13 protein-coding genes and 1 pseudogene are annotated in these 11,994 nt (G+C 60.6%); 13 read left to right on the forward strand and 1 reads right to left on the reverse strand.

What is annotated here, in order from left to right; all coding sequences use genetic code 11:
• The first annotated feature begins 149 nt into the window (after window positions 1-149).
• From rluC to sppA, 3 genes are read left to right on the forward strand one after another with little or no spacing between them, the layout of a single operon-like run.
• Window positions 150-1,109 carry a 23S rRNA pseudouridine(955/2504/2580) synthase RluC gene (gene rluC, locus BBI10_RS26155; RefSeq protein ID WP_065993118.1) on the forward strand — a complete coding sequence of 320 codons (960 nt, stop codon included), beginning with the start codon at window positions 150-152 and terminating at the stop codon, window positions 1,107-1,109.
• On the forward strand, window positions 1,099-1,779 hold the full coding sequence (locus BBI10_RS26160; RefSeq protein ID WP_065993119.1) for an HAD-IIIA family hydrolase: 681 nt from the start codon (window positions 1,099-1,101) through the stop codon (window positions 1,777-1,779). The genes rluC and BBI10_RS26160 overlap by 11 nt, the downstream gene beginning before the upstream one ends.
• Before the next feature lie 7 nt (window positions 1,780-1,786).
• Window positions 1,787-2,779 carry a signal peptide peptidase SppA gene (sppA, locus tag BBI10_RS26165; protein WP_065993120.1) on the forward strand — a complete coding sequence of 331 codons (993 nt, stop codon included), beginning with the start codon at window positions 1,787-1,789 and terminating at the stop codon, window positions 2,777-2,779.
• 70 nt (window positions 2,780-2,849) lie between these two features.
• On the opposite strand, the gene BBI10_RS26170 is transcribed toward sppA, so the two are convergent.
• A complete protein-coding gene (locus BBI10_RS26170; RefSeq protein ID WP_065993121.1) occupies window positions 2,850-3,428 on the reverse strand; it encodes a Maf family protein in 579 nt (192 codons plus the stop codon).
• A 106-nt stretch (window positions 3,429-3,534) separates the two neighbouring features.
• Here BBI10_RS26170 and BBI10_RS26175 point away from each other — a divergent pair, with 106 nt between their 5' ends.
• The 10 genes and pseudogenes from BBI10_RS26175 to tmk form a co-directional block, all read left to right on the forward strand.
• Window positions 3,535-4,062, forward strand: a complete 528-nt coding sequence (locus tag BBI10_RS26175; RefSeq protein ID WP_065993122.1) for a YceD family protein — start codon at window positions 3,535-3,537, stop codon at window positions 4,060-4,062.
• A 13-nt stretch (window positions 4,063-4,075) separates the two neighbouring features.
• Window positions 4,076-4,258, forward strand: a complete 183-nt coding sequence (gene rpmF, locus BBI10_RS26935; protein ID WP_003179396.1) for a 50S ribosomal protein L32 — start codon at window positions 4,076-4,078, stop codon at window positions 4,256-4,258.
• 4 nt (window positions 4,259-4,262) lie between these two features.
• Window positions 4,263-5,270: a phosphate acyltransferase PlsX gene (plsX, locus tag BBI10_RS26185; protein ID WP_083233271.1), complete on the forward strand. Its 1,008-nt coding sequence runs from the start codon at window positions 4,263-4,265 to the stop codon at window positions 5,268-5,270.
• A gap of 138 nt (window positions 5,271-5,408) precedes the next feature.
• Window positions 5,409-6,347, forward strand: a complete 939-nt coding sequence (gene fabD / locus BBI10_RS26190) for an ACP S-malonyltransferase (RefSeq protein ID WP_065993128.1) — start codon at window positions 5,409-5,411, stop codon at window positions 6,345-6,347.
• Window positions 6,348-6,362: 15 nt separating this feature from the next.
• Entirely contained in the window at window positions 6,363-7,100 is a 738-nt protein-coding gene (fabG, locus tag BBI10_RS26195; protein ID WP_065993130.1) for a 3-oxoacyl-ACP reductase FabG, read from the forward strand.
• 186 nt (window positions 7,101-7,286) lie between these two features.
• Window positions 7,287-7,523, forward strand: coding sequence for an acyl carrier protein (gene acpP / locus BBI10_RS26200; protein ID WP_016973676.1), 237 nt, complete (start codon window positions 7,287-7,289; stop codon window positions 7,521-7,523).
• Between the two features lie 107 nt (window positions 7,524-7,630).
• Window positions 7,631-8,875, forward strand: coding sequence for a beta-ketoacyl-ACP synthase II (fabF, locus tag BBI10_RS26205; protein ID WP_065993132.1), 1,245 nt, complete (start codon window positions 7,631-7,633; stop codon window positions 8,873-8,875).
• Window positions 8,872-9,690, forward strand: a complete 819-nt coding sequence (gene pabC / locus BBI10_RS26210; RefSeq protein ID WP_065993134.1) for an aminodeoxychorismate lyase — start codon at window positions 8,872-8,874, stop codon at window positions 9,688-9,690. The genes fabF and pabC overlap by 4 nt, the downstream gene beginning before the upstream one ends.
• Before the next feature lie 3 nt (window positions 9,691-9,693).
• Window positions 9,694-10,932, forward strand: coding sequence for an endolytic transglycosylase MltG (mltG, locus tag BBI10_RS26215; protein WP_065993136.1), 1,239 nt, complete (start codon window positions 9,694-9,696; stop codon window positions 10,930-10,932).
• A 43-nt stretch (window positions 10,933-10,975) separates the two neighbouring features.
• Window positions 10,976-11,269, forward strand: a pseudogene (tmk, locus tag BBI10_RS26220) (dTMP kinase); the annotation flags it as partial.
• Between the last annotated feature and the right edge of the window lie 725 nt (window positions 11,270-11,994).

The following is an 11,994-nucleotide window of genomic DNA, read 5'->3' on the forward strand; positions in this document are numbered from 1 at the left end:
GGACGGCCTCGCGCCCTCGTGAATTGCGTTGGGCAGGGCCGGCTGTCATACCGTTTGTCCGCTGTCCAGGCCGCTTTTGGCGGCGTTCGCGACTATAGCAGCAATCATTAAGTGCTTCAAATCCATAAAAAATTGTTATGATTTGCGCCATGACAAATCTCACCCCCCCAACCCCCGGCGTCCGGCTGGTAGAGGTTGCGCCGGAATTTGCCGGTCAACGCATCGATAACTTTCTGATCACGTACCTCAAGGGCGTTCCCAAGACCTTGATTTACCGCATTTTGCGCAAAGGCGAAGTGCGTGTGAACAAGGGGCGGATCAAGCCCGAGTACAAGCTTCAGGCAGGCGATGTCGTGCGCGTGCCACCCGTTCGCGTGCCTGAGCGCGACGAGCCTGTGCCGGTTGCCCAAGGTCTGCTGCAGCGCCTCGAGGCCGCCATTGTCCACGAAGACAAAGGCCTGATCGTCCTCAACAAGCCTGCGGGCATCGCGGTTCACGGCGGCAGCGGCTTGAGTTTTGGCGTCATCGAAGCCTTCCGTCAGCTGCGGCCCGATGCGAAGGAGCTGGAGCTGGTCCACCGCCTGGACCGTGACACCTCCGGGCTGCTGATGATCGCCAAGAAACGCAGCATGTTGCGTCATCTCCATGAGCAGTTGCGCGGCGATGGCGTGGACAAGCGCTACATGGCGCTGGTCCGCGGAAACTGGCCGACCGCCCAGAAGCAGGTCCGTGCGCCGTTGCTCAAGAGCAACCTTCGCTCCGGCGAGCGCATGGTCGAGGTCAATGATGAAGGCAAGGAGGCGCTGACCCTGTTCAAGGTGCTGCGTCGCTTCGGAGACTTCGCCACCATGGTCGAAGCCCGGCCCATCACTGGCCGTACCCACCAGATTCGCGTTCACGCTTTGCATGCCGGCCACTGTATTGCCGGTGACCCCAAATACGGTGACGAGGATTTCAGTCGCGAAATCCGTGACCTCGGCGGCAAGCGCCTGTTTCTGCATGCGTACGCCCTGACGGTGCCGCTGCCGGATGGCGGCGAGCTGAAGCTCGAAGCGCCCGTCGACGAGATGTGGGCCAAGACCGTGGAGCGACTGCTGCTTGCGCCCTGATTACGAACTGCTGATCTTCGACTGGGACGGCACGCTGTCCGATTCCGTCGGTCGTATCGTCGATTCGATGCAGGCCGCCGCGCGCCTTGCCGGTCGTCCGGTGCGTGATGATGACGCAATCAAGGGCATCATCGGACTGGGTTTGCCGGAGGCGATACGCACGCTGTACCCGGACATCACCGACAGCGACCTGATCGTTTTCCGCCAGCACTACGCTGACGGTTACATGGCCATGGACGTTGAGCCTTCGAAGCTGTTCGACGGGGTGCGTGAGTCGCTGGAGGTGTTTCGTGCCGAGGGCTATCGCCTCGCGGTCGCCACAGGCAAGGCCCGGCGTGGTCTGGATCGGGTCCTCAAGGCCCACGGCTGGCTCGACTTCTTCGACGCCACGCGCGCAGCGGACGAAACGGCCAGCAAGCCCGATCCGCTGATGCTCAATGAAATCCTGCAGCATTGCGGCGTCAGGCCCGAAAGGGCGCTGATGGTTGGCGATGCTTCGTTCGATCTGCTCATGGCGCGCAACGCCGGGATGGATTCGGTGGCGGTTGGGTATGGCGCGCAAGCGCTTGGCTCGCTGCTTCAATACCGGCCGCGTCTGGCGATCGAACACTTTTCCGAATTGCGCACCTGGTTGGGTGCGCGGACTGCTGAAACTTCGTTGTTGGGGTAACTGATCTATGTCGGACGAATGGAAATCTCCGTCTTCGCCAGAGCGCGACGACGCAGGGGATGCAAAGAGCTGGAAACTGCTGGAAAAGACCCTGCTCGCCAGCGTGCAGGAGCAGCGTCGGTCTCGGCGCTGGGGGATCTTCTTCAAATCCCTGACCTTTCTTTATCTGTTCGGCGCGCTGGCGTTGTTCTCGCCGCTGATGGATTTCGGCAAGGGCGCTTCACGCAGCACCAGCCACACCGCGCTGATCGAAGTGAAGGGCATGATCGCCGACACCGAGGCCGCCAGTGCCGACAATATCGTTGGCAGCCTGCGGGCCGCGTTCGAAGACGAAAAAACCAAGGGCGTGATTCTGCGCATCAACAGCCCGGGCGGCAGTCCGGTGCAGTCCGGCTACATCTACGATGAAATCCGCCGTCTGCGTGCGCAGAAGCCGAACATCAAGGTATATGCGGTGATCACTGATCTTGGCGCGTCTGGTGCGTATTACATCGCCAGCGCCGCCGACCAGATCTACGCGGACAAGGCCAGTCTGGTGGGCTCTATCGGTGTCACGGCGGCCGGTTTCGGTTTTGTCGGCACGATGGAGAAGCTGGGTGTTGACCGTCGTACCTACACCTCGGGCGAGCACAAGGCCTTCCTTGACCCGTTCCAGCCGCCGAAGCCTGACGAGACCGCTTTCTGGCAGGGTGTCCTGGACACCACCCACAACCAGTTCATCGCCAGCGTAAAAGCGGGCCGCGGTGATCGCCTGAAAGATAAGGACCATCCGGAGCTGTTCTCGGGCCTGGTCTGGACCGGTGAGCAGGCAGTCGGCCTGGGGCTGGTCGATGGTCTTGGCAGTGCCAGCTATGTGGCGCGCGACATCATTGGCGAGAAAGAGATGGTCGATTACACGGTTAAAGAGTCGCCATTCGATCGCTTCTCGAAAAAGATGGGCGCCAGCGTCGCTGAGCAGATCGCGATGTGGGCAGGCTTCAAAGGGCCGTCCCTGCGCTGATCGCTACAGTGTTGATGTGATGAAAAGCCCGGCCATTGGTCGGGCTTTTCGCATCTATTTTTTATCGAGGTCAGGGCAGCTCGATGCCTTCGTTCATCAGCATGTCCACCAGGCGTATTAAAGGAAGGCCTATCAGACTGGTCGCATCCGGGCCTTCGGTGCTGCGGAAAAGGCTGACGCCCAGTCCCTCGGCCTTGAAGCTGCCTGCGCAATCGTAGGGTTGCTCGGCGTGGAGGTAGCGGCTGATGCGGGCGTCGTCCAGCTGGCGCATGTGCACGGTGAAAGGCACGCAATCAACCTGGCACTCACCCGTACGGCTGTTGAAGAGCGCAAGGCCGGTGAGGAAGCTGACGCTGTTGCCGCTGCTCGCCTTCAGCTGTGCCAGCGCGCGGTCGAACGTGTGCGGCTTGCCGAGGATCTGCTCGCCAAGCACGGCCACCTGGTCTGAACCGATAATCAGGTGGTCGGGGAATTGCTCAGCGAGTGCCATGGCTTTCTCGCGCGCCAGGCGAATCACGAGGTCGATTGCCGGCTCGTCTGGCCGACGGTTTTCATCGATGTCGGGCGACGCGCAGACGAATGGCAACCGCAGGCGATTCAGCAATTCGCGGCGGTAGGGCGAGCTGGAAGCAAGGAGTAGAGGCAGCATGGGTGGCTCCGTAACATGAAAGTCGAGTGTAATCAGCGGCTCAGGTTGCGAACAGGCCTGAATTTCCTTTGACAGTCGCAAGGGTCGTCCCTAGAATGCTGCGCCTATGTTGAATGACCCGATTCCACCTCACGTTGACCCGCGCAAATTAGCTGATCGTGGCACTACTCTTCAGGGAGAGATGCTGCTGGCTGATTTGGAGAGACTCTGCGACCCGCTTGCTGACAATCTCGGTACGGTGCAGGCGAAATTCGTTTTTGAGCGAGACGAGCAGCGCGCTGTGGTTATCCACAGTGCAATTGACGTTGAAGTCAAAATGGTTTGCCAGCGTTGTCTTGAGCTGGTCACCTTTCCAATCCACAGCGAATGCAGTTATGCGGTGGTGAAGGAGGGTGCAAACACCCAGTCGTTGCCGAAAGGCTATGACGTGCTGGAACTCGGCGAAGATCCCATGGATCTGCTGGCTTTGATCGAGGATGAGCTTCTGCTCGCCTTGCCCATTGTTCCAACTCATGATCCGAAAGAATGCCAGCCGCCGGCGGACCTCAACGAGTCCGAGCCGAGCGAGGACGAGGTAACGCGGTCCAACCCGTTCAGTGTATTGGCGCAGTTAAAGCGTGACCCAAACGTTTAGGAGTTAATCAATTATGGCTGTTCAGCAGAACAAAAAATCCCGCTCTGCCCGTGACATGCGTCGTTCCCACGACGCTCTCGAGGCTAGCACTCTGTCTGTAGAAAAAACCACCGGTGAAGTTCACCTGCGTCACCACGTATCGCCAGAAGGCGTATACCGTGGCCGTAAAGTGATCGACAAGGGCGCTGACGAGTAATTTCTTGTCTGCTCCGGTCATCGCGATCGACGCAATGGGCGGGGACTTCGGTCCCCGCAGCATTGTTCAGGCCTGCGTCGCCTGCCTGCTTGCTACCCCCTCGCTACACCTGACCCTTGTTGGTCAATCCTCCCTTCTTGAAGACCTCATCGCACGCCACTCCGGTGTCGATCGCTCGCGCCTGCACGTTGTGCACGCCGGTGAAGTCATCACCATGGACGAGCGTCCGTCCCAGGCCTTGCGGGGCAAACCTGATTCGTCGATGCGTGTCGCGTTGGGGCTTCTCGCCGAGGGCAAGGCCCACGCCTGTGTCAGTGCAGGCAATACCGGTGCCTTGATGGCGCTGTCCCGATTCGTGTTGAAAACCTTGCCGGGCATCGACCGCCCGGCCATGGTGGCAGCGATGCCGACCCGGGGCGGTTATTGCCAGCTGCTGGATCTGGGTGCGAACGTTGATTGCACCGCCGAGCATCTTTATCAGTTTGCCGTGATGGGTTCGGTGGCGGCCGAGGCGCTGGGCGTGGTGCGACCCAGAGTCGCACTGCTGAACGTCGGCACCGAAGACATCAAGGGCAATCAGCAGGTCAAGCTGGCTGCCGGTCTGTTGCAGACTGCGCCGGGGCTGAACTACATCGGTTTTGTCGAAGGCGATGGCCTGTATCGGGGTGAAGCGGATGTCGTGGTCTGTGACGGCTTCGTGGGCAATGTGCTGCTGAAATCCAGCGAAGGCCTGGCGCTGATGATTGGCGAGCGCATCGAGGGGCTGTTTCGTCGCAACGTGCTGTCGCGGCTGGTGGGGTTGATGGCAAGGCCTGTGCTCGGCCAGCTCAAGGCCGACCTGGCCCCGGCGCGTCACAACGGTGCCAGTTTTCTCGGGCTGCAGGGCATTGTGGTGAAAAGCCACGGTTCGGCCGATGCCCAGGGTTTCCAGAGCGCAATACAGCGGGCACTGATCGAGATTCAGGAAAACCTGCCCCAGCGCTTGCGCGGTCGTCTTGAGGATCTGCTTTAGGGCTTCAGTGCGAGTCTTGGGCTAGAATGTGACGCCTGTGACCGTGTGGTCATCCAACTGTCCACCGCAACACATTGAATTACCTCGCGTTCGGCCCGCCGGACGCTCATTTTGACGAGAATAATCAGGGGCTTGTTAATGTCTGCTTCCGTCGCATTTGTCTTTCCGGGCCAGGGCTCGCAGTCCCTCGGCATGCTGGCCGAGCTGGGCGCGCAGCATCCGCTGGTGCTGGAGACGTTCAAAGAAGCTTCCGCTGCTCTGGGCTACGACCTCTGGGCGCTGACCCAGCAGGGCCCGGAAGAGAGCCTCAACCAGACCGATAAAACCCAGCCTGCCATCCTCACCGCATCGATTGCCTTGTGGCGTCTGTGGCTGGCGGAAGGCGGCGTGCGCCCTGCGTATGTCGCCGGGCACAGTCTGGGTGAGTACAGCGCACTGGTCGCAGCCGGTAGCCTGACCCTTGCCGATGCGGTGAAGCTGGTCGAGCGCCGGGGTCAGTTGATGCAGGAAGCCGTGCCTGCGGGGCAGGGCGGCATGGCGGCCATTCTCGGCCTGGACGATGCGGTGGTCATTGCTGCCTGTGCCGAAGCGGCTCAGGGAGACGTGGTCAGCGCGGTGAATTTCAATTCGCCCGGACAAGTCGTGATTGCCGGCGCCAAGGCCGCCGTGGAGCGCGCCATCGAAATCTGCAAGGCCAAGGGTGCCAAGCGCGCCTTGCCGTTGCCGGTGAGCGTGCCTTCGCACTGCGAGCTGATGCGCCCGGCGGCGGAACGCTTCGCCGAGTCGATCGCTGCCATTGACTGGCAGGTGCCTCAGATCCCGCTGGTGCAGAACGTCACCGCAAGTGTCGTGTCCGACCTCGGTACGCTGAAAGCCGATCTGCTGCAGCAGCTCTACAAGCCAGTGCGCTGGGTCGAATCGATCCAGACGCTGGCCGCCCAGGGCGCCCTGCAACTGGTCGAGTGCGGCCCGGGCAAGGTTCTCGCCGGATTGAACAAGCGTTGCGCCGATGGCGTGGCCACCCACAACCTCAATACCCCAGACGCCTTCGCCGCCGCTCGTGCGGCGCTGGCCTGATTAGGAGACGCCTGCATGAGTCAGGGTAAAGTTGCACTTGTCACCGGCGCGAGCCGCGGCATTGGCCGGGCGATCGCCCTTGAACTGGGTCGTAACGGCGCCATCGTCGTGGGCACGGCGACTTCCGAGTCCGGTGCCGAGAAAATCACCGCTTATTTCAAGGAAAGCGGCATCGAAGGCTTCGGTCTGGCGCTGGACGTGGGCAGCGACGAATCCGTTGCCGCCGCGCTCGCCCAGATCACCGAACGCGTTGGCGCGCCGTTGATCCTGGTCAATAACGCCGGTATCACCCGTGACAACCTGATGATGCGCATGAAGGATGACGAGTGGCACGACGTCATCAACACCAACCTGAGCAGTCTGTTCCGCCTGTCCAAGGGCGTCCTGCGCGGGATGACCAAGGCGCGTTGGGGCCGGATCATCAGCATTGGCTCGGTGGTGGGTGCCATGGGCAACGCAGGTCAAGTAAACTACGCAGCCGCCAAGGCGGGTCTGGAAGGCTTCAGCCGTGCCCTGGCACGTGAAGTAGGGTCGCGTGCAGTGACGGTCAATTCGGTGACGCCGGGTTTCATCGACACCGACATGACCCGCGAGCTGCCAGAAGCGCAACGTGATTCCCTGACGGCCCAGATTCCTCTGGGCCGACTGGGGCAGGCAGAAGAGATCGCGCATGTTGTCGCTTTTCTTGCCTCGGAAGGTGCAGGCTACGTGACCGGGGCTACAATCCCCGTTAACGGCGGCATGTACATGTGACCGGTCGTATCGAAAAAATGTCATACGGGCTGTCTAAAATCCGTTATAAAGCTGAAATCTTTTAAGGGGCGGAAGGCTGTCGGGCGTAGCGGGAATTGCGTTTAGCTTGAAATGCGCAAAACCTCTTCTATACACTTACCCATCGGCCAGCTGCCTGAATTTGTCCACTAGGAGTTAAAACACGGTATGAGCACCATCGAAGAGCGCGTCAAGAAAATCGTTGCCGAACAACTTGGCGTCAAGGAAGAGGAAGTCACCAACAGTGCTTCCTTCGTTGAAGACCTGGGTGCCGACTCCCTTGATACCGTTGAGCTGGTAATGGCTCTGGAAGAGGAATTCGAGACCGAAATCCCTGACGAAGAAGCCGAGAAGATCACCACTGTTCAAGCGGCTATCGATTACGTTACTGCCCACCAGGCGTAAGATTTTGTAATCGTAGTTTGCTGTCCTGGAGAAACCGCACTGCCCCTGGCGTGCGGTTTTTTCTTTGAATAGGGCAGCGTTTCATCAATAGAAGAAAGGAGAGTCCTGTGTCGCGTAGACGCGTCGTGGTCACCGGTATGGGTATGCTGACGCCTTTGGGCACGGATGTACCGAGCACCTGGCAAGGCATTCTGGCTGGCCAGAGTGGCATTGGGCCTATCGAACACACGGACCTGTCCCAATACACCACCCGCTTTGGCGGTTCGGTGAAGGGATTCAATGTCGAGGAATACCTGTCGGCCAAAGAGGCCCGCAGACTCGATCTGTTCATTCAGTACGGGCTGGCTGCCAGCTTTCAGGCCGTGCGCAACTCCGGTATCAAGATCGACGACACCAATCGCGAGCGCGTCGGCGTGGCGATGGGATCAGGCATCGGGGGCCTCACCAACATCGAGAACACCAGCCGGCTGATGCATGAGCAGGGGCCGGGCAAGATCTCCCCGTTCTTCGTACCGGGGTCGATCATCAACATGATTTCCGGGTTCCTGTCGATCCACCTCGGCGCACAGGGCCCCAACTACGCCATCGCCACCGCCTGCACCACGAGCACGCACTGCATCGGCATGGCCGCGCGCAATATCGCGTACGACGAAGCCGATGTGATGATCGCCGGCGGCGCTGAAATGGCGGCCTGCGGCCTGGGCATGGGCGGCTTCGGCGCTTCGCGCGCGCTGTCTACCCGCAACGATGAGCCGGCGCGCGCCAGCCGTCCCTGGGACAAGGGCCGCGACGGCTTCGTGCTGTCCAACGGTGCTGGCGCCATGGTCCTCGAAGAGCTCGAGCACGCCAAAGCGCGTGGCGCGACCATCTACGCCGAGCTGATCGGCTTTGGCATGAGCGGCGATGCGTTTCACATGACCTCGCCGCCGGATGACGGCGCCGGTGCCGCGCGCTGCATCACCAACGCGCTGCGCGATGCCAAGATTCGTCCCGAGGACGTGCAATACATCAACGCCCATGGCACCTCCACGCCTGCGGGCGATCTGGCCGAAGTCAGCGCCATCAAGAAGGTATTCGGCGAGCACGCCTACAAACTGGCTGTCAGTTCGACCAAGTCGATGACAGGCCACCTGTTGGGCGCCGCCGGGGCCATCGAAGCGATTTTCAGTGTGCTGGCGATCAAGGATCAGGTCGCGCCACCGACGATCAACCTCGACGAGCCTGATGAAGGCTGCGACTTGGACTTCGTTCCCCACGAACCGCGGAAAATGCCGATCGACGTGGTGATTTCCAATTCCTTCGGCTTCGGTGGCACCAACGGCTCGCTGGTCTTCCGCCGGTACGCCGAATGACCGTGAGCTGGATCGATGGCCTTACAGCTGACTCCCTGGCCGTCAAGGACCGGGGGTTGGCGTACGGCGATGGTCTCTTCGAGACTGTCCTTGTAAAGGCCGGACAGCCATTGCTCTTCCAGCGTCATTTGCAGCGTCTGGCACTGGGTGCTCAGCGCCTGGCGTTGAACCTCGATCTGGCATTGGTCGAGGAGGAGTGCTGCCGCTTCGCCGCTCAGTTGGGTGAAGGTGTGATGAAACTCATCGTCACCCGTGGCGACGGCGTGCGTGGTTATGCACCCGCTGTGGACGCACAGCCAAGACGCATCCTCCAGGCAAGTGCGCTGCCGGTGTATCCCGAGGCCCATGCAGAGCAGGGCGTCAAACTGTTCGCCTGTCAGACCCGCCTCGCCGAACAGCCGCTGCTGGCCGGGCTCAAGCACCTCAATCGCCTTGAGCAAGTGCTGGCCCGTGGGGAGTGGCAAGGTGCCGAGTACGCCGAAGGGCTGATGCGGGATGTGTCGGGGCGGATCGTCGAGGCGGTCTACAGCAATCTGTTTATGGTCAAGGGCGGGGTGTTGCTGACGCCGGACCTGCGCCGCTGTGGCGTGGCTGGTGTGATGCGGGCCGAGATTCTGGCGCTGGCGGAGCGCGAGAACATGCCGGCCCGCGAGCTGGAGCTGCAAATGTCCGACCTGCAAAAGGCCGATGAGGTGTTTGTCTGCAACAGCGTGTACGGCATCTGGCCGGTGCGCGGCGTCGAGCATCTGAACTGGCCGGTTGGGCCGCTGACCCGTAAACTCCAACACCTTGTTCGCGGGCTTCTGGATATCTGATTCGTGATCCGAAAATTACTCGTCTTGCTGGAAACAGGTGTGGTTCTGGCAGGGCTATTGCTGGGACTGGCTTATTGGGAGCAGAACAGCGCGCTGCGGCAGCCCCTCAATCTGACCCAGGAAAAACTGCTGGATGTGCCCTCGGGCTCTTCGCCCACCGGCGTGCTGAATCGGCTGCAGGCCGACGGCGTCATCAAGGACGCATTCTGGCTGCGGCTGTACTGGCGCTTCAATCTGCAAGGGCAGTCGCTGCACAGTGGCGAATACCGTATGGCGCCAGGCATGAACGCCGAGTCACTGCTCGATCTCTGGCAAAAAGGCGAAGTGGTTCAGTACAGCGTCACCCTGGTGGAGGGCTGGACTTTCCGTCAGGTGCGCGCGGCGCTGGCTAAACAGGTCAAGCTGGAGCAAACGGCGAGCGATCTCAGCGACCCTGAGCTTATGGCGAAGCTGGGGCATCCGGACGTCTTTCCCGAAGGCCGGTTTTTCCCGGACACCTATCGCTACGTGCGCGGCATGACCGACGTCGAGTTGCTGAAACAAGCCTACAGCCGCCTGGATGAAGTGCTTCAGGAGGAATGGGAGAGGCGTGCTGCCGATGTGCCGTACTCCGATCCTTACCAGGCACTGATCATGGCGTCGCTGGTGGAAAAGGAAACCGGTGTGCCCCAGGAACGCGGCCAGATTGCCGGCGTGTTCGTGCGTCGCTTGCAGCAGGGCATGTTGCTGCAGACCGATCCGACCGTCATTTATGGCCTCGGCGACCGGTACAACGGCAAGATCACCCGGGCGTTGCTGAAAGAGCCTACGCCGTATAACACCTATGTCATCTCCGGCTTGCCGCCAACGCCGATCTCGATGGTCGGGCGTGAAGCGATCCATGCGGCGATGCACCCGGTGGCCGGCAACAGCCTGTACTTCGTGGCGAGAGGGGACGGCAGTCACGTGTTCTCCGCCGATCTGGATGCGCACAACGCGGCGGTGAAGGCGTTCCAGCTCAAGCGTCGCGCGGACTACCGCTCCAGCCCGGCGCCTGTCGCTGCACCGGCGCTGCCCGTGGACGCCGTCGATAAGCCCGCGTCCGAGCAGCAGCCCACAGATCCGAAACCTGCTGATGTGCAGCCAACAGAATCCAAAGCGGCAGAACCCAGGGACGCAGAGCCGGGCGCGAGCGAGCAACCGCCGAAGCCGCAGACGGACGCTGAGGCTCCGTCGACCCCGGCCAGTGGCCCCGGCCAATGACAACCGCGAGCACACTCGCCATGAATCTCACCAAGGACTGCCCGTGACCGGTTTGTTTATTACCCTGGAAGGCCCCGAAGGCGCGGGCAAAAGCACCAACCGCGAGTACCTGGCCGAGCGCCTGCGCAGTGAAGGCATTGATGTGGTCCTGACCCGCGAGCCCGGCGGTACGCCATTGGCCGAGCGCATTCGCGAGCTGCTGTTGACGCCCGGCCACGAGCAGATGTTTGTGGATACCGAGCTGCTGCTGATGTTCGCCGCCCGCGCGCAACACCTCGCTGGCCTGATTCGCCCGGCGCTGGCGCGGGGTGCCGTGGTGCTTTGCGACCGATTTACCGCGACGTTAATTTTGGTTGGTAAGGAAGGTAAACACTGTTCTGTTCAACCCTTCTTACCGAAAAAACATGATCTTGTTGCCTAGAAGCCCCGTACTGCAAGGGTTTCCGGATTGGGAGGTTTGCTGCTTGATCTCAGTATAGCATTGAGCGTTTTGAAAAAGTAAACCCCTCTGCAAAAAAAGATCCTTCGCATGGCCGATGTAAACCTAAGCGTGCATTTTCTCCTCGCGGCCCTACGCGCTCAGGTCTTCTCTTCTCAGACGTCTCAGTGAATACGGAGCCTAAGGGGTTTACGTTTTGCCGTTACCTCCATTTTTCACCCAGATTTTTGCGCCCTTACAAGGCTGGTACCGGTGCAAGGGTCTACGGACATTGTGATCCGATCGCGCTACACCCTAATTAACTGACTGAGTGATAAGGGGCGGTGAAGAAAGGGAGGGTGAAGCCAAGAATGCTAAAGCCTAAAGACCGATCTTAGATTTTCTCCGAAGCCTTCTCCCATGATCACCATACGGACACCTGAGAAAGCCTGTGAGCCCTATGTGGCGATACCAGACTCACCGCTCCGGGAAACTGGAACCACCGCGTGGGAGGCGGCAGCCTACGCCTCAGTCGCAATGGCATAATCCTTGGAGCACATTTGCACAGTAAGCGTTCGGTTAAGTCGCCTTGACGTAAGGGATGGGAGGTAGCGGCGCTGACGCAAGCGTAAGCAGTGGCCATA

This window comes from Pseudomonas graminis, assembly GCF_001705435.1.
Taxonomy (GTDB): Bacteria; Pseudomonadota; Gammaproteobacteria; order Pseudomonadales; family Pseudomonadaceae; genus Aquipseudomonas; species Aquipseudomonas graminis_B.